13 protein-coding genes are annotated in these 18,386 nt (G+C 37.7%); 7 read left to right on the forward strand and 6 right to left on the reverse strand.

Annotation, left to right across the window (positions count from 1 at the left end):
• Window position 1 precedes the first annotated feature (1 nt).
• Window positions 2-844, forward strand: a complete 843-nt coding sequence (locus ACZZZC_RS19290; protein WP_463487927.1) for a hypothetical protein — start codon at window positions 2-4, stop codon at window positions 842-844.
• Window positions 845-851: 7 nt separating this feature from the next.
• Window positions 852-1,853 (forward strand): type I glyceraldehyde-3-phosphate dehydrogenase, encoded by a 1,002-nt coding sequence (gap, locus tag ACZZZC_RS19295; RefSeq protein ID WP_056851723.1) that lies wholly within the window; start codon window positions 852-854, stop codon window positions 1,851-1,853.
• 668 nt (window positions 1,854-2,521) lie between these two features.
• Here the strand turns inward: gap and ACZZZC_RS19300 are convergent.
• A complete protein-coding gene (locus tag ACZZZC_RS19300) occupies window positions 2,522-2,842 on the reverse strand; it encodes a hypothetical protein (protein WP_463487928.1) in 321 nt (106 codons plus the stop codon).
• Between the two features lie 198 nt (window positions 2,843-3,040).
• Here ACZZZC_RS19300 and ACZZZC_RS19305 point away from each other — a divergent pair, with 198 nt between their 5' ends.
• Both ACZZZC_RS19305 and ACZZZC_RS19310 read left to right on the forward strand, forming a co-directional pair.
• A complete protein-coding gene (locus tag ACZZZC_RS19305) occupies window positions 3,041-3,373 on the forward strand; it encodes a DUF6660 family protein (RefSeq protein WP_463487929.1) in 333 nt (110 codons plus the stop codon).
• Between the two features lie 49 nt (window positions 3,374-3,422).
• Entirely contained in the window at window positions 3,423-5,609 is a 2,187-nt protein-coding gene (locus tag ACZZZC_RS19310; protein WP_463487930.1) for a TonB-dependent receptor, read from the forward strand.
• 154 nt (window positions 5,610-5,763) lie between these two features.
• Here ACZZZC_RS19310 and glgB read toward each other — a convergent pair whose 3' ends face one another.
• The 3 genes from glgB to ACZZZC_RS19325 all read right to left on the reverse strand — a co-directional run bounded on the left by glgB (window position 5,764) and on the right by ACZZZC_RS19325 (window position 13,370).
• On the reverse strand, window positions 5,764-7,728 hold the full coding sequence (glgB, locus tag ACZZZC_RS19315; protein ID WP_463487931.1) for a 1,4-alpha-glucan branching protein GlgB: 1,965 nt from the start codon (window positions 7,726-7,728) through the stop codon (window positions 5,764-5,766).
• A 98-nt stretch (window positions 7,729-7,826) separates the two neighbouring features.
• A complete protein-coding gene (locus tag ACZZZC_RS19320; protein ID WP_463483633.1) occupies window positions 7,827-10,289 on the reverse strand; it encodes a glycoside hydrolase family 31 protein in 2,463 nt (820 codons plus the stop codon).
• Between the two features lie 162 nt (window positions 10,290-10,451).
• The gene (locus ACZZZC_RS19325) at window positions 10,452-13,370 is read right to left on the reverse strand and encodes a TonB-dependent receptor domain-containing protein (protein ID WP_463487932.1); all 2,919 of its coding nucleotides are present in this window, start codon (window positions 13,368-13,370) and stop codon (window positions 10,452-10,454) included.
• Between the two features lie 202 nt (window positions 13,371-13,572).
• On the opposite strand from ACZZZC_RS19325, the gene ACZZZC_RS19330 reads away from it, so the two are divergent.
• Genes ACZZZC_RS19330 through ACZZZC_RS19340 form a run of 3 tightly spaced genes read left to right on the forward strand, consistent with a single transcriptional unit; the run spans window position 13,573 to window position 17,371 of the window.
• A complete protein-coding gene (locus ACZZZC_RS19330; RefSeq protein ID WP_463487933.1) occupies window positions 13,573-16,002 on the forward strand; it encodes a penicillin acylase family protein in 2,430 nt (809 codons plus the stop codon).
• Window positions 16,003-16,008: 6 nt separating this feature from the next.
• On the forward strand, window positions 16,009-16,368 hold the full coding sequence (locus tag ACZZZC_RS19335) for a hypothetical protein (protein WP_265798231.1): 360 nt from the start codon (window positions 16,009-16,011) through the stop codon (window positions 16,366-16,368).
• A 22-nt stretch (window positions 16,369-16,390) separates the two neighbouring features.
• Entirely contained in the window at window positions 16,391-17,371 is a 981-nt protein-coding gene (locus ACZZZC_RS19340) for a LuxE/PaaK family acyltransferase (RefSeq protein WP_463487934.1), read from the forward strand.
• Here the strand turns inward: ACZZZC_RS19340 and ACZZZC_RS19345 are convergent, their stop codons facing one another.
• Both ACZZZC_RS19345 and parS read right to left on the reverse strand, forming a co-directional pair.
• Entirely contained in the window at window positions 17,372-17,827 is a 456-nt protein-coding gene (locus ACZZZC_RS19345) for an RES family NAD+ phosphorylase (protein WP_463487935.1), read from the reverse strand.
• Complete coding sequence (parS, locus tag ACZZZC_RS19350) at window positions 17,827-18,306, reverse strand: type II RES/Xre toxin-antitoxin system antitoxin (protein WP_463487936.1); 480 nt, start codon at window positions 18,304-18,306, stop codon at window positions 17,827-17,829. The genes ACZZZC_RS19345 and parS overlap by 1 nt, the downstream gene beginning before the upstream one ends.
• Window positions 18,307-18,386 lie beyond the last annotated feature (80 nt).

Below are 18,386 nucleotides of genomic sequence, written 5' to 3' on the forward strand. Positions count from 1 at the left end.
CATGATAGCAGTAGTTTACAGTGGATCGAGAACAGCATTTTGGAAATTAACCCAAAATGGGCAGGTTGTAGGACATTGCAATACGGCTGGTATTAATCCAACTTTTGTAGATTCAAAAATGCTATTGCAGATTTTGAATAAAAAGGTAGTTTTAGTTAACAACGCTGAAAACATAAAGAAAATTTATTTCTTTGCCGCTGGCGCTTCATCGCCCGGTCGTAAAGAAGAACTTTCAAAAACTTTATCTTCATTTTTTAGGTATAGTAAAGTTTTTGTTGAGGATGACTTATTTGGTGCTGCAAAAGCTGCTTGCTATGATAAGCCAGGAATTGTTGGCATGTTGGGCAGCGGCTCACATTGTGCTTATTTTGATGGCAAAAAACCAATAATGAATAATTTTGGATTAGGCTACATCCTTGGAGACGAAGGGTCATCAAACTATTTTGGAAAAATGCTTCTGAAAGATTTCTTGAGTCAGAAATTGCCAGGTGATTTGGAAGCAAAATTTATTGGAAACTACAATCTAGATCGCCCTCAGATATTAGAAAGAATATACAATAAGCCACATGCGAATATTTTTCTAACTTCATTTTTTGATTTTTTCACTCACAATATTGAACATGAATATATTATCAAGCTAATTGATAATGGATTTGAAAAATATTTCCAAACCTACATCTTACCTACGGTAGAAAAATATGGAAAAGAAGATATCCATTTTGTAGGTAAAGTTGCTGCAGAATTAGAAGACAGACTGCTACTTACCGCAGCAAAACATCAGATTAAAATAAAAACGATTATTAAAGAACCAATACTAAATTTATTAAAACATTACACTAATTAACAAAACAATGAGCAAAATTGGAATAAACGGCTTTGGCCGTATCGGCAGACTGGTTTTCAGAGCTGCCCTTAAAAGAGGATTAGATATTGTAGCAATTAACGATTTAATTGAGCCAGATTACATGGCTTATATGTTAAAATATGATTCAACTCATGGCAAGTTTGACGGAACAATTGAGGTTGTTGATGGAAATTTAGTTGTTAATGGAAAAACAATCCGTGTAACAGCAGAAAGAAATCCGGCTGATTTGAAATGGGATGCTGTAGGTGTTGAAGTAGTAATTGAATCTACTGGCCTATTTTTAACACGTGCAGATGCTGAAAAACACATTGCTGCAGGTGCTAAAAAAGTTGTTTTCTCTGCACCAGCTAAAGATGCTGATATCCCAACTTATGTAATGGGCGTTAACCACCATAAATTAACTGCAGATCAAACTATCGTTTCAAACGCATCATGTACTACAAACTGTTTAGCGCCAATTGCTAAAGTTTTAAATGATAATTTCGGTATTGTAGAAGGTTTAATGAGCACGATCCATGCAGTTACTGCAACGCAAAAAACTGTTGACGGTCCTTCTGCTAAAGACTGGAGAGGTGGCCGTGGTGGTTTCTCAAACATCATCCCTTCATCAACCGGTGCTGCAAAAGCAGTAGGTATGGTACTTCCAGAATTAAAAGGAAAACTTACCGGTATGTCATTCCGTGTTCCTGTTGCCGATGTTTCTGTTGTTGACTTAACAGCACGTTTAGAAAAACCAGCAACTTACGAGCAAATTAAAGCAGCTATGAAAGCAGCTTCTGAAGGTGAATTAAAAGGTGTATTGGCCTATACTGAAGACGAAGTGGTATCATCAGATTTTATTGGCGATGATCATGCTTCTATTTTCGATGCAAAAGCTGGTATTTCATTGAATGATAACTTTGTTAAAGTTGTTTCTTGGTACGATAACGAATGGGGATATTCATCAGCCCTGGCTAAATTTGTGGAATACTACGGTAGCTTGAAATAAATTTAAATAAATATTAAAATTAGGAAAGCGGCAATGTTTCAAACATTAGCCGCTTTTTCTATATAAAAAAATATTTCACTAATAAAATTAAAATTTTTTTACCGAATTTTAGCTCATAAAATTTTTTTTAGCCTATTATTCCGTTTAAAAATAAAAAATACACTATAAAAAGGTCAAAAAATTCTCTCATCCTTAATTTTTAACCTTTAATTAACAATTTGATAGCTTAAACAGATTGAAAAAATCACGATTTAACAATTACTTAACATAATTTCAGCTTATATTTGCATGCAAGTCGTTTTTAAAGCCTCAATCTTTCAAAAAATCAATTGTAAATAAAAAATGACAAAAAAAATACTTAAAAATTTCTTAGTGTATTTTTTACACTATGAATTTTTTTACTATATTTGTAGAGTAATAAACGGAACGATGTTTGTTTACAATTAAAAAGATAAAAACATCCTTACTGAAACTTAGGTTTCGAATAGGATTTAAGACAAAGCCTGGCTCATAACAGGTTTATATTTGGTTAGAAAAAAAGGAGACGCTTGGATGAGGTCTCCTTTTTCTTTTACAGCAAATTCCAAATAGCTGATTGATTTTTTTTACAGACAATATTCCTAATAATCGTTTAGGATTATAAACAAGAACAGCTTGATAAGCTTTAACTAAGAGTTAGCTTTTGAAAGATTGATATGTTTTGCTGCAATTTGATTTATCCAAGTAAACAGCTTGATCTTGTTTTTATCATAAGCCGGAATTGAATACCAAACTTCAATAAATACATTTTCCAAAACCACCGCTGCCTTGTCTTGATCGACACAAGCTCTGAGTATAGTGCCGTAAATAGCAGAAGCATATTTATGATAGAGCATTTTAAATGCACCATCTTCTTTTGCTCTTAACCGATCTGAGAATGCCACTTCATCGGATAACCAAACTTTGAAGGTTTGATCTGATTCGTAATCCTGAATTTCGGTAGTTGACAACTGCATTTTGTAGGGCTAATAAACTGATAACACAGTGATGCCTATATTGTTCTTTGCTGCTCAGAGAATCAAACAACTGGTTGGAATACAACCTAAACGACTAAACTTCGCCGTTGAATGGAGCGCATTATTTGTTGCTAAATTTAAAAGCAATCAAAATCCAGAAGTATTTAGAGATGATTTGTACCTTTGCCCAGAATGAAGATCTTAATCTATTTATTGAGCTTTATAATCCTCAGTTTATCCTGCATCAATTGTGAGGATGTTATGGCTATGGTTAGTCATTCTGAAATATCGAGCGCCAGTATAGAAAAATCTAAAGGCATAACTGAGCAAGATAATTGCTCTCCTTTATGTACCTGCAACTGTTGTGGTCAGCTTTTGATAGCCAACGTTCCGGTTTCTATTCCAAAAACACTTAAAAGATCAATTCCGAAAAAAGAGTCAAGCTCCTACAATAGTAATTTCATTTCCAGCTACGTACAAAATATCTGGCAACCGCCAAAATTGAATAATCACTTTAACGGGTAACCGTTGAATTCAGGACTACATCCATTTATTCAATTTTAGAAATACATCAATGCGAAAAATAATTTTATTGTTCTGCACAGTTTTGTGCATTACAACTGCCTATGCACAGAATTCATTTAAAATAATAGTTAAGAATAAGGACACCAAAGGCGCTTTGAGTGATGCAACGATCTTATTAAAAAACACCACTTTTGTTGTTAAAACTTCAGCCGATGGCATAGCAGTACTCAACAATATCCCAAATGGGAAGCAAACACTGATTATCAGAAATGTCGGTTTTCGGGAACAACAATTAGCACTTCTATTCCCTAATAATCAAGATCAACCATTGGAAATTTTAATGGAAGAAGCTGATGAGGAACTTGAAGAGGTGATTGTATCTTCTACCAGAACAAGCAGAACTATCCAAAATACGCCTACCAGAGTAGAAACCATCGAACTGGAAGAAATAGATGAGAAAAGCAATATGCGCCCGGCAAATGTGTCCATGATTTTGCATGAAAGTACCGGTATTGCAGTACAACAAACCTCGGCAACAAGTGCAAATGCCAGCATTAGGATCCAGGGTTTGGATGGGAGGTACACCCAACTTTTGAAAGACGGTTACGCCAGTTTTGGAAATTTTGCCAGCGGATTGAGCATCTTAGAAATTCCGCCGCTGGATCTAGCCCAGGTTGAAATTATCAAAGGTCCATCTTCTACCCTTTTTGGTGCTGGTGCAATTGCAGGTGTAGTCAATTTTATATCAAGGTCTCCGAGAGAAAAGGCCGATCTCAATTTCATCCTTAACCAATCTAATGTTGGGCAAACCAATATTGGTGCTTTTAGCATGCAGCGAAACAAAAAAATTGGCTACAGCCTACTTGCACTTAGTAATTTTCAAAAGGCATACGATGTAGATAAAGACGATTTTACTGAGCTGCCAAAAACCAGTGATTTCACCATTCACCCTAAGCTGTTTATTTATCCAAGCGATAAAACCACCATCGTTATTGGCAATGCGTTTACAAAGAGTGAAAGAACTGGAGGAGACATTTTTGTAGTCAACGATGGCGTTGATGCGAATCACCGTTATTTTGAGGCTAATAATACCACCCGAAATACCACGACACTAGATTTCAGCTATCAAACTGCAGAAAAAGATTTGCTAAAAGTAAAAACTAGTTTCAATTATTTTAAACGTGGAATAGCCATTCCCGATTATAAGTTTAATGGGGTGAACTATAACTCGTACACTGATATTAGTTATTTAAGAACTTTGAAAAATCAAAGTTTAATTTTTGGTGCTAATGTGGTTTACGATAAATTTAATGAGCAAGATCAAACGCTTTTTAAAAAGGATTTCACAACCAGAACAGCTGGTGTTTATGTACAACACACCTGGGATGTTTCGGATAAGTTTAAGTTGGAAAGTGGTTTGCGGGCCGATTTCGTTAACTACTTTAACGCCAATTATAGTGAAGATGAGGTCTTCGTTTTACCCCGCGTATCTGCACTATATAAATTTGATGATCATTGGAGCTCGAGAATTGGCGGTGGATTAGGCTATAAAACGCCTACCCTCTTTACCGAACAAACAGAAACTTTCCAATATCAAAACCTTCAAGCTTTAAACAATGTAAAAGCAGAAAGAAGTTATGGTGGAACCGCCGATGTGAACTATAAAACAAGCATAGGTGAAGACTGGCTACTTAGCTTCAACCAGATGTTTTTTTATACCCGAATTAATAATTCTACTATTCTGTTGCAAGAGACTAATGGTAACTTCTATTTTGATAATACCAAAGCACCCGTTAGAAGTTTAGGATTTGAAACCAATGCGAAAATAATTTTCCATGAATATTTTAAACTTTTTGCGGGTTATACTTTTACTGATGCAAAGGCCGATTATCTACCCGTAATTCAGAATATTAGATTGCTACCAAAAAATAAACTTAACCTGGCTTTACTTTATGAAAAGGAAGGAAACTTTAAAATGGGTTTAGAAGGTTATTTTACCGATAAACAATATTTATACAACAACCAACAAACTAACGCTTTTTGGGAGTTTGGTTTTATGGCCGAAAAGATTTTTGGAAAGTTTTCAATTTTTATAAACGCCGAAAATTTTACCGACACCAGGCAAAGCAGATATAAAAGTGTAGTTAACGGATCGCACCTGAACCCTACGTTCGACGATATCTGGACCCATACAGAAGGTAGAACATTCAATGGCGGCATCAAGTTTAAACTATAATATTTTATTTACAGGAATAAACTTGTAACTATCAACTCTTATCGTATCTTTGCACCCTCCTTGGAAGCTTCCACTCCAAGGATTAAGAAAGCCTTTCAGCAATGAAAGGCTTTTCTTATTTAGGCGTTTTCTTCATCTAAAGCTTTATATGCTCCTATTTACTTTTAAAAATGGTAACAGCCAGCGGTGGTAGCGTAATATCAATCGAATACTCTTGATGATTATAGCCAACAACGTTAGGCACAATATCTCCCCTATTATTGATGCCACTCCCGTAATAGATGATATCATCAGAGTTAAATATTTCCTGCCATTTGGTTTTAAAAGGCACACCGATACGATAGTTTTCCCGTACTACAGGGGTAAAATTCAAGGCAATTATTAAAGTATCTTTCGCCTTTGGTCCCTTCCTCATAAATGCAAAAACCGATTCGTTTGCATTATCGGCATCCAACCATTGAAAACCTTCATAACTAAAATTAAAATGATATAAGGCGGGCTCTTTCCGATACAGGAAATTTAATGCTTTTACCGTTTCTTGCATCCCTTTATGTGGTGCATATTGAAGCAAATGCCAATCTAATGATTTAGTAAAGTTCCATTCATTGGTATCTGCAAACTCATTGCCCATAAAAAGCAACTTTGCTCCTGGATGGGTAAACATGTAGCCGTAAAGTGCCCTTAAATTGGCGAATTTCTGCCAATCATCTCCAGGCATTTTATACAGCATAGGCGATTTACCATGAACCACTTCATCATGCGAAAAAGGAAGCATGAAGTTTTCGGTAAAAGCATAAGTCATGCTAAAACTCAATTGATTATGGTGGTGCTTTCTACCCAGTGTATCAACCTTGAAATATTTTAAGGTGTCATTCATCCAACCCATCATCCATTTCATACCGAAACCTAAACCACCCGCATGAACCGGATGGGTAACTCCAGGATATGTGCTGCTTTCTTCGGCGATAGTTTGAACCCCTTCGAAATCACCATATACAGCCACATTAAGATCTTGAAGAAATTTAATTGCGCCAAAATTTTCAGGGCCGCCTTGATCATTTGTTGCGGCATCACCATCCTCACGAGAGAAGTTGAAATACAGCATCGATGCCACCGCGTCAACACGCAATCCGTCGGCATGGTACTGATCCAGCCAAAATATCGCATTGCTAATTAAAAATGAGCGCACTTCAGGCCTGTCGTAATTAAAAATATAAGATTTCCAATCGGGATGAAAACCCTTACGCATATCAGCATGCTCATATAAGTGTGTTCCGTCGAATTCATAAAGGCCATGTCGATCTCCAGGAAAGTGCGATGGAACCCAATCTAAAATCACCGCAATATTCGCTTTGTGAAGCGCATCAATCAGATACATCAAATCTTCAGGTGTCCCGTAACGGGAGCTTGCACCGAAGTAGCCCGTTATTTGGTATCCCCAACTTGGAAAGAAAGGAAACTCCATAACCGGCATTAACTCTACATGGGTAAAACCCATTTCCTTAATATATGGAACCAATCGGCCCGCAACCTCTCTGGCTGTTAACACCCTTTCAGGATTGCCCGGATCGCGTTCCCAAGAGCCTAAATGCAGTTCATAAACCGAGATAGGCTGATCGAGTGCATTAAGCTTTGGCCTTTTCGCCAACCACGATTTATCTTTCCAGGTATAATCGGTATCCCACACAATAGATGCCGTTTGGGGCGGATGTTCCCATTTACGGGCATAAGGATCGCCTTTTAAATGTTCAGATTCATCAAATCCTTTAACAAAGTATTTATATACATCGCCTTTTGCCAAGCCAGGAAGAAAACCTTCCCAAATGCCCGATTTATCCCAGCGTTTATTTAATGGATGAGCCGTATTATTCCAATCATTAAAATCTCCAACAACACTTACTCTTGTAGCATTAGGCGCCCAAACGGCAAAATAAGTTCCAGCGGTTTTCTCTAAAACAACAAGATGAGAACCCATTTTTTCATACAACCTAAAATGCTTACCGACCAAGAAAAGATCAATATCATAATCGGTAAACAGACTGTGTACCCAAACTGATTTACTGGTGTCGATTTTTGTTAAAGCTGCTTTTTTATCTGAAACTTTCTTTGTTTTTGACATAATCTTTTTGGCTAGACGTATTTAGATGTGAGATCGGAGTTAAAACCCCCAAATAATCATTAGCCCCAAAAACTAAACAGCATTTGGGGCTAAAAGATTTAAAGACTTAGAATCTGTATTTCGGCAAATGTTTTAAGGCACTTAAAGTGGAGAACATTTTTATCATCAGTATAAAAATCAGTTACCTCTTTATTATCCACTATAATTTTTTTCACCTTAAATTTAACACCCATTACATTACAAGCATAAAACTCATAATTAGGTGTATACAAGCCTTCTATCCGTTGATTAACTTTCAAAAGTTGGTTATCTGCTTTAACAGTAAACTTTTTCTCCAAATAAATATCTTGCTCAAAGGCAAAAGTATCGCCGTGGTCTTCATACATGTATGAGTTCACTTCGTAATCGCTTTGGTAAATATTTAAAGTTACTTCTGTGATTGATTTCTCGTCGACATACTGCATCACCGGATATTCTGGAATAACCGAACCTGCTCTTACAAACATTGGCATACTATCAATTTTCGCTTCCACCGTGTATTCGTTGCCACCATCTAACACTTCATTTGTCCAGAAATTATACCAGGTTCCTTTTGGAAGATATACTTTCCTTGAAATTGCGCCTTGCTCCAAAACAGGGCAAATCAACAATTTATCTCCATAACAAAATTCATCCTGACGGAAACTGTTACTGATATTTTCTTGCTCAAGCATCACTAGTGGACGCAATATTGGAAATCCATAACGGTGATGTTCCCAGAAAACGGAGTACAGGTAAGGCATTAAACGATACCTCAACTCAATAAATTTTCTATTGATATCTTCAAAGAATTCGCCAAAGCTCCAAGGTTCACGTTCTGCGGTATCGCCTGCAGAGTGTGCTCTCATAAAAGGAGAAAAAGTACCCAACTGAATCCAGCGGGTGAATAATTCGCCATCAGGTTCCCCACTAAAACCGCCAATATCGGTTCCGCAAAAAGGAACGCCAGAAACCGATAAACGCTGGCATTGAATATTACCAATTTTTAAATGTTCCCAGGTGGCAATATTATCACCAGTCCACACGCTGGCGTAGCGCTGCATACCAGAATAACCAGCACGGGTGATGGTAAAAGGACGTTTATTGCGCATCAGCTTTTTCAAACCTTCGTAGGTTGAACGCACCATTTGCATACCGTAAACATTATGTGCCTTGCGGTGCGAGCCACGGTAACCGTCGTAATTGTGGCGAACATCGTTAGGGAAAGTGCCCGAACCAAAAACTGCAGGTTCGTTCATATCATTCCAGAAACCCGCAACGCCCATATCAACTAATTCTTCATATAATTTGCCCCACCATTTCCGCACTTTAGGATTGGTAAAATCAGGAAACTGGCAACGGCCCGGCCAAACATGGCCTTCCATAAAATAATCATCGCTTCGGCGGCAGAAATATTTATTGTCCTTACCTTCTTTGAAAACCCAATAATCATCATCCACCTTAATTCCCGGATCGATCATCACTACAGTCTTAAAACCATCATCAGAAAGTTCTTTGATCATTCTGCGTGGATCGGGGAAATATTTTTTATTCCAGGTGAAACAACGATAACCATCCATATAATCGATATCCAAATAAATGGCATCACATGGGATTTTACGGTCTCTAAACTGTTTCGCTATTTCTTTTACTTTAGTCTCAGGGTAATAACTCCAGCGGCACTGTTGGTAACCTAAAGTCCATTTTGGCGGCATAGGATGCGTACCCGTTAAACTTGCATAACGTTTAACCACATCCATGATATGTGGACCATGGATATAATAGTATTGCAATTCTCCCCCATCTGCCCAAAAACTCGTTTTAGAAACATCTTCGCCACCAAAATCGAAATACGATTTGAAGGTGTTATCAAAGAAGATTCCGTACGCAGCCTGATTATGAAGTCCGATGTAAAAAGGTATTGTTCTGTAAAGTGGATCCTGGTTCCAGCCGAAAGAATAAGCATCGGTGTTCCAGTTTTCGAAACGGCGGCCACGTAAATTGAAATTACCCGATTTATCACCTAAGCCAAAGAAGTTTTCTTCGGGATGGCATTTTTTCGTGGCATAAATATAGTAGCCTCCAAAATCGGTGTTTTCTTCCCAGTGCATAGAATTTGCCTCATCAACCATCACCAAGTTGGTAATGTTATCATAAAATGAAACATGAAAATTGGCTTTTTCTATTTTACAAGTAACCGAATGGGTTGATACGGTGTAATGATCTTCGTGCTCCTGCATTTTAAATACAGAAACTTTTTGATCTACTTCAGGCACTGCGTAAGAAAAATCGTCTAAAAATACACCATGTGGCGCCAGGCGAACGCGAATAATTTCGTCACTCACTACCCGAATTTCTACTTTAGCATCACCATCTGAAAAATAAAAACGGTTACCTTCTTTCTTAACTTTCTTTACTGTGCCAAGATATTGTTTAACAATAGGCTTAACAGATATATCAACTGGGTTATTTAGATGCTGTATTTCTTGTTCCTTATCGATCAGATCACTTACCTCGTTTATTTTGTCGTTATTCTCTTCCATCCTTATTTATTCAAAAATTTAATTTAATAGCTCTTAAACTGGGATGTGCTTAAGAAAGTACTATAATACAAATATTTTATAAAAAGGGGGTATTAAATAATAAATAAAAAGCCCCCGAATATTAATATCCGGGGGCTTCATGAAAGCGAACATTTTTAATCCCTATGGATTGAAAGAGAATGCCAAATAATATATAGCACCCGCTGCTGGGTTACCATAAGATGTAATGTAATATTTGTTCATCACGTTAGAGCCTCCCAATTTGATAGACGATTTTACCGATGGGATTTTATAACTCACCTGCGCATCTAAAGAGCTGTAAGCTGGTACATCGCCTGAGGCAAATGAAGAGTTCCAATAAAATTTATCTTGCCAACGGTAAGACAAGTTAAAACCTACGTTTTTAATAATTTCTTTATTTCCAAAACCCAGGTTGAAGCGAACTTTTGGTGTATTAAAATCGTTAATATAATTTACCGGAAGATCGCCAATTTGATTGTATGAAACGTTTCCACTAAAATTGTAGTTACCCACTAAATAATCTAACCCTAACGCCGCACCATAAGAAGTAACTTCCCCTTCAGCATTTACCGGAACGCCAAACTTTACAAAAGTTGGACTGGCTAAGGTGCCCACGTTCTGGTAAACATCTACAGCGGTAATAAAATCTTTGTAAATATTATAATAACCATAAGCATCAATCAATAGGTTCGGCAAGATTAATCCTTTGTAACCTAACTCATAAGACTGCACACTTTCCGGACGAACACCTCTTGCATCGAAAGTATATTGCTGCAATAAAGCAGGATTTGGCGTGCCTGTTGCGGCTGATGCCAAGAACGCACGGTAACTCACATCGGTAAAGGCTTTGTTGGTATTCAAATTGTATTTACCGAACATCACTTCTGGCAAACCACCAATTAAACGTTGAGAACCGCCTCCAACTGATAAATCAATGTATTGATTTTGAGTGGTTGGATTGCGATAACCAGTTTGGTAAGAAGCCCTGATGTTATTGTTTTTAGCTACAGTGAAAACCCCGGTAATACGTGGGGTAAAACGGCCTTCGAAATTCATGCTTTTATCATAACGACCGGCAAAAGTAAATTTCACTTTATCGTTAAATAGTTTTTTACCTATTTGAGCGAAAGCGCCATATTCATTAATGTCGATAGAACTGGTTAAATCGTTAAAGATTGTTCCTGCCGAATTTAAATCGTACAAACGATATGAAGCACCCACTTGAAACTCTACCACATTGTTAAAGGCATTGGTAAAATTGTACATTCCTTCGTAGTGGTATAAATTAGACTTATCATCAAACTTAGCACCGTAAACACCGCTACCAAAATTAGTTGCGCTGATGTTGGTGTTCATAATATTTTGTTTAGCCGTTTCAAATTGCGGGCTACCTGGCTCAAATCTACCTTGGTTAGCTACACCTCTTGCAGTTACATGGGCAGCAGCATCACTTTGTCCGGCGGCTCTTGCACCTACGTAATTACCAATATATTGTGGGAACCAAGTGGTTGATGCTTTAGAAACCTCATTAATATAACTTCCTAAAATTGATGAAATGTATGAATCGCCTGAACGTTCTTGCGTGGTGTACCCTTTAATAGAGAAATCTTGCCCTTTAACCTCTAATTTGTACTGACCAATATTGAAGTTTCGCAATGAGTAACGATCGGAACCTGTATAAACCGAAGTTCCCGTTCCCCAGTTTGCCTGTGCAACTGCTTGAATGGTATTGGTGATGTTGTAATACATCGCACCAGAAGCTTTCAACGATTTGGTATCATAATCTACCAAATCACGCTCATTGTAACCTGTCCTCGAGACATTTTGATCTGGAATTAAGTTTGCTTTTAAGCCAACATAAAATGGAAGATAATTTTGTACCGCAGGACGTAAGCCAGCTGGCAAACCAGCCAGAAAACCTGCCTGTTGTGCCGCATTAGGAATAGCTGCCCCAAAAGCACCATCCATCAAAGCTTTAATATTTGGTATAGCACCACCAGAACCAGCATTGATTCCTGATATAGTTGCATTTTGAACGCTTAAAGCTACATTACGCATATTCTGACTCACCTCATCGCCATAAACATTTATTCCATCATAGTTGGTATCACTATTTCTATCACCTGATTTGGCTGTTCTTGCATTGCGATCAAAGTTCGAATAGTTGGTTCCCATCCAATCCTTTGCTTGTAAAAACGAGAAAGCCGCTTTAACACCAAACTTATTGTTCCATGATTTTGCTAAACGAACATCCAATTGGTTAAAAGGCTGTACGCTGCTGTTATCGTCATTTACGTGGTTAATGCCTGTTTTGTATTGAAAACTAGCACCCTGATATTTGAATGGATCTTTAGAAGTCATTAATAAAGTACCATTAATACCGCCAGCACCATATAAAGCGGATGAAGCTCCTGGTAAAAGTTCCACATTATCTACATCAAGTTCCGTAATACCCACAATATTACCAACCGAAAAGTTCAAACCTGGCGCCTGGTTATCCATTCCATCGATGTATTGATTGAAACGGGTATTACCATTTGAGTTGAAACCACGTGTATTAATGGATTTAAAGGTTAAGCTTTGCATGCTACTTTCTACACCTTTCATGTTGTTCAAGGCATCGTAAAAAGATGGTGCTGCAATTTCTCTAATCGAAGCAGCGCTCATTCGCTCAATGGAAACTGGCGATTCTAATATACGTTCCGGAGTTCTCGATGCAGAAACCACCACATCACCTCCTAAAACTACAGCGGCTTCCAATTCAATGTTAATTCCGGCAGTGTTGCCAGTTACCTGACGCTCTACTGTGCCATAGCCTACATAAGATGCCACTAAAGTAAATGGCACTTTGGCAGATGTACTGAAAGAAAAACTTCCATCACCAGATGATGCAGTACCACCAGTTTGACCTTTTATGGTTACACTTACTCCAACGAGGCCTTGTTTTGATTCCTTATCTTTAACGGTTCCACTAACCGTGATGTTCTGTGCCTTTGCCGCAATATTTATTGCAAATACAAAGAATAACACATACAAGATTTGTGTAAAGTTCCTACTCATAAATGATTAAAATTTGGTTAGTTGTATTATTAGTTAGGATAAACTTAAATGCTTTTTTTGAATTAAACAAATTATGTTTGCATAATAATTTCGATTCATTTTTTAATTTGGATTGATAATCAGTTTGTTGTATTTTCATTCAATTAAAATCACCATTTTACTTTATCTTAGTCACCTGATAGTTTTCAGCTAACCATTATTTATGAATAAAATTAAAGCTCTATTCTGTGTAATAATCCCCATAACACTTGCCTTTTTATTTAATACGAAAATTGGCCAAAACCCACCGCTGCTGAAATTTCTGAACCCTTTTATGGGGTTTTGGCAAAATGCTGAAAACAATCATTTTATTTTCAATCATAAAGCAAAAATTAAAGGCGCAATTGATAAAATTGAAATCGTTTTTGATGACAGAATGATCCCTCATATTTTCGCCCAAAATGATCACGATCTTTATTTGGCACAAGGTTACGTAACGGCCATGCATCGCCTTTGGCAAATGGATTTTCAAACGCGTTTTGCCGCAGGAAGAATTAGTGAAGTGGTTGGAGAAAAAGCAATTGAAGTTGATCGTTACCAACGTAGAATGGGCATGGTTTATGGCGCTGAACATTCGCTAAAAGGAATGATGGCTGACCCAAAAGCAAAAGAAATGATTTTAGCTTATACCGAAGGCATCAATGCTTATATCAAAACGCTTTCTCATTCTAATTATCCTTTGGAATATAAGTTACTGGATTTTAAACCTGAAAACTGGACGCCTATTAAGTGCGCCCTGTTATTAAAACAAATGTCGGCCGTTTTGGCAATGGGTTCCGACGAGTTTTACATGACTAACATCCTGAAAAAATTTGGCCCAGAAGTCACTAAAGATCTTTTTCCTGATTATCCTTTTAAAGAAGACCCGATTATTCCCGTGGGTACCAAGTGGGATTTCACCCCTTTACCAACCCCAAAAACGCCTCAAAGTTTTACCGATGCTACCACAGGCGATGTAAAAACAAAAGAAAAAATTGAAGGTATCGGAAGTAATAATTGGGCACTTTCTGGCTCGAAAACGGCTTCTGGATATCCAATTCTAGCCAATGATCCGCACTTGGATTTAACGCTTCCATCTATCTGGTACCAGATTCAGCTACATGCACCTGGGGTAAATACCTATGGCGTTTCTTTACCTGGTGCACCAGGAGTAATTATAGGTTTCAACCAAAAAATTGCCTGGGGCGTAACCAATGTTGCTGCCGATGTGCTGGATTTCTATCAGATTAAATTCAAGGATTCATCCCACAATGAATATTGGTACAATAACAAATGGAACAAAACAACCAGGCGTTTAGAAAACATCAAAATCCGTGGAAGCAAAGATGAAATCGATACGGTTTATTATACGCACCATGGTCCCGTAGTTTACTTTCAAAAACCTAAATATGGCAGAGCCGATAACGTGCCCGTTGGAGATGCCTTGAGATGGATTGCACACGATCGGTCAAACGAATTGATGACTTTTTATTATCTGAATCGAGGAAGTAACTATAACGATTACCGCAAGGCACTCACTTTTTATACCGCACCAGCTCAAAATTTTGTGTTCGCCAGTATAGATAACGATATCGCCATTACACCAAATGGAAAATTTCCACTAAAATGGAAAGAACAAGGTAAGTTTATTTTAGATGGAACCGATCCGGCTTATGATTGGCAGGGATGGATTCCAGCGGCTCAAAACCCAACAGTCAAAAATCCACCACGTGGTTTCGTAAGTTCGGCAAATCAATCCTCAACCGACCCAACTTACCCTTATTATATCAACTGGGAATTTGCGCCTTACGAAAGAGGAAAGAGAATTAATGATCGCTTAGGCGCCATGAGCAAAGCAACGATGGATAGCATTAGGTTAATGCAAACCGATAACTACAGTATTTTGGCTCAAAACGTTCTGCCTGCAGTCGTACCGTTGTTAAACCCAGAAAGTTTAAATGCGACACAAAAAGAAGCCTTGAGCTATATAAACAAATGGAGCAAACGTTATGATGCGGATGAAATTGCAGCCAGCGTTTTTGAAATATTCACCAAGCGTTTAGCTTACAATATCTGGAATGATGAATTTGTAGTGAAAGGCATTCCGATGCGTTATCCTTCGAGAGACCGTACCGTGGAAATGATTCTAAAAGAACCAAATGCCAAGTGGTATGACAACATCAACACCAAGCAAAAAGAAACACTTCCTGATTTGGTAAACGACGCCTTCAAATACAGCTGTGATAGCTTAGAACGCCGTTTTGGCCCGATAAATAAAGATTGGCGATGGAGCAATGTAAAGCAAACGAATGTACCACACCTGGCGAAAATTCCAGGTTTCGGTTCGAAAATTCTCCAAATTGGAGGAGCAAAAAGCACCATTAATGCCATCAGTGAAACCAACGGACCATCATGGAGGATGGTGATTGAACTAGGTAAAACGCCAAAAGGTCATGGTGTTTACCCAGGCGGTCAATCTGGAAATCCGGGTAGTAAATTTTATGATAATATGGTGGATACCTGGGCAAGTGGTCAGCTGTATGACTTGTTTTACATGCAAACTCCTGACGATCAATCTGGAAAAATAATCTCTCGTTTAAAAATTTCAAAATAGTTTAAAATGGTATTTATCGTTATCGTCATAATTTGTTTTTTACTTCAAATGATTGCGCCTTGGTGGGTAATTATTGTAGTTGCGTTTGCCACCTGTGGCATCATCGGTAAAACAGCCAAAATTGCTTTCTGGCAATCTTTCTTTGCCATTTTTTTGCTGTGGATTGGCTATGCTTTATTTAAAAGTTTACCTAACGACAACGTTTTGGCGGGTCGCGTTGCAGTAATGACAGGAATTAAAATTTGGTGGGCGCTACTATTAGTTACCGGAATATTAAGCGGATTGGTTGCCGGCATCAGCGGTTTTTGTGGCTATCATTTTAGAATGGCCATGCTTGCTAAAAAAACTGACGAGAAGTTAGCATAATGCTTCGTACTTTTGTAGTGTGATGCTGCTTACTGAAGATATCTTTTCAATACACAATGATGATGAGTTTAGTGCTCATGCTTTGTCCGTTTTTAACCACCAGGTTACGCATTGTGAAATTTACAGGCAATACGTTCATCATTTAAAAGTTGATGTGGCGGAAGTAAAGCGCCTGGAAGAAATTCCCTTTCTTCCCATCAGCTTTTTTAAAACGCACAGTATTTTAAGCAGTCAACTTCCTGTTGAAATCACTTTTAGCAGCTCGGGAACCACTGGAATGATTCAAAGCAGTCATCACGTAACCAATGTTAAACTATATGAGCAAAGCTATCTACAAGCTTTTGATCAATTTTACGGAAACATTCGCAATTATTGCTTTTTAGCCTTGCTTCCCTCCTACCAACAGCGGTCGGGCTCTTCGTTAATTTATATGGTTAATGATTTAATCGAAAAAAGCAACCATCCTGAAAGCGGTTATTTTCTTTATAACCATGATGATTTGTACCAAACTTTGCTTGCCCTTAAAACGAAGAACCAACCAACTGTTTTAATTGGCGTAACCTATGCCCTACTTGATTTTATTGAAAATTACGATATCGATTTCCCTGATTTAATTGTAATGGAAACCGGTGGAATGAAAGGAAAACGCAAAGAAATGGTTCGGGAAGAGTTGCATGCACAATTGACTCAAGGTTTTGGCGTACCCACTATCCATAGCGAATACGGAATGACGGAATTGCTGTCTCAGGCTTATTCTTTAGGAGACGGTATTTTCAACTGCCCCAAGTGGATGAAAGTTTTGATTCGTGATACAAATGATCCATTATCTTTAGTGCAAATCGGAAAAACCGGCGGCATTAATGTAATCGATTTAGCAAATATCAATTCTTGCTCTTTTATTGCTACGCAGGATTTAGGCAGAGTAAACAGCGACGGCAGTTTTGAAGTTTTAGGTAGGTTTGATAATGCCGATATTAGAGGTTGTAATTTGTTGGTGCAGTAACTAAGTTTTAAATCTTTTATCAAAAACGAAGTCTCTTCTGTTTACAAGCTTAATTTTTTTACTATCTGGATGGTTAGGATTGATAATAAAATTAAATTCTTCCTCCAATATAATGGATGGAACCTTCATCAACAGATAAATTCCATCGCGAACAAACATATCGCCTATTTTTTTTAGTTCATCCGCTTTCTGAGGATCTCTCCAATCCTCAGGCAAATCAAAAATGCTGATGTCATATATTTTATCATCTGGTACATCAAATGTAGCAAGAACAAAAGGGCGGTCTACTTGCTCTGGACTTAAATGCACTAGCACTTCCATTACTGCCATGGCTCTGCTTTCCGCCAAATACACAACAGCTGTTCCTTTATTATTCCACCTGCCGCCATATTGTTTAGCACCAGCGCCACTTAAATCTTCAATATATTTTGAAGATGAAATTCTATAGATTAACATTAACTAAATATCCCGTGCTCGATTCGGCCTAAAATATCTGATACGATGGTGAAACCAATATGTGTATCTAAAAGATCAAAAGGAATTTCGCCACCTAAGGCATAATTTGGGGATTTTACCCAACTGTTAAATGCTTTGGCACTACCTAAAACCTCAATGCCCCTTTCGTATAACCTTGCAAGTTCAATGGCCCGATCGGCATACTCCGTTTTAACCAAGGTATCTGGCGTATATCGCTGTAAAGTTCTATCTGAAATGTGCAATACTGCAGCAATTTCTTCTATCGTTAAAGAAATCTGTTTTGCCAGAGCAGTTATTGATTTTTTGGTAATCCCTTTACGGGCGAGTTTAAGCAAATCGTATTCAGAATAATTGGCGAAGGAACTACCCATCATGGCCACCATAGGTGTATGCATAACGTTTCCGTAAGCTACCACACGCTCTTCAACAACTTTTGACTCTTCAACTTTCCTTTTCATAACCGACAATCATACTCAAATATATACATTTTGTCTGGTAATAAAAAATTCTTAAAAAAAAAGTCCTAGAATGATCTAAG

Source organism: Pedobacter sp. AC212, assembly GCF_979258625.1.

Bases quoted from the DNA above. Each gene is read 5' to 3' on its own strand.
- ACZZZC_RS19330 (WP_463487933.1), top strand. From the start codon at position 13,573: ATGAATAAAATTAAAGCTCTATTCTGTGTAATAATCCCCATAACACTT.
- ACZZZC_RS19325 (WP_463487932.1), bottom strand. From the start codon at position 13,370: ATGAGTAGGAACTTTACACAAATCTTGTATGTGTTATTCTTTGTATTT.
- ACZZZC_RS19310 (WP_463487930.1), top strand. From the start codon at position 3,423: ATGCGAAAAATAATTTTATTGTTCTGCACAGTTTTGTGCATTACAACT.
- ACZZZC_RS19305 (WP_463487929.1), top strand. From the start codon at position 3,041: ATGAAGATCTTAATCTATTTATTGAGCTTTATAATCCTCAGTTTATCC.
- glgB (WP_463487931.1), bottom strand. From the start codon at position 7,728: ATGTCAAAAACAAAGAAAGTTTCAGATAAAAAAGCAGCTTTAACAAAA.
- ACZZZC_RS19335 (WP_265798231.1), top strand. From the start codon at position 16,009: ATGGTATTTATCGTTATCGTCATAATTTGTTTTTTACTTCAAATGATT.
- parS (WP_463487936.1), bottom strand. From the start codon at position 18,306: ATGAAAAGGAAAGTTGAAGAGTCAAAAGTTGTTGAAGAGCGTGTGGTA.
- ACZZZC_RS19320 (WP_463483633.1), bottom strand. From the start codon at position 10,289: ATGGAAGAGAATAACGACAAAATAAACGAGGTAAGTGATCTGATCGAT.
- ACZZZC_RS19345 (WP_463487935.1), bottom strand. From the start codon at position 17,827: ATGTTAATCTATAGAATTTCATCTTCAAAATATATTGAAGATTTAAGT.
- ACZZZC_RS19340 (WP_463487934.1), top strand. From the start codon at position 16,391: ATGCTGCTTACTGAAGATATCTTTTCAATACACAATGATGATGAGTTT.
- gap (WP_056851723.1), top strand. From the start codon at position 852: ATGAGCAAAATTGGAATAAACGGCTTTGGCCGTATCGGCAGACTGGTT.
- ACZZZC_RS19290 (WP_463487927.1), top strand. From the start codon at position 2: ATGATAGCAGTAGTTTACAGTGGATCGAGAACAGCATTTTGGAAATTA.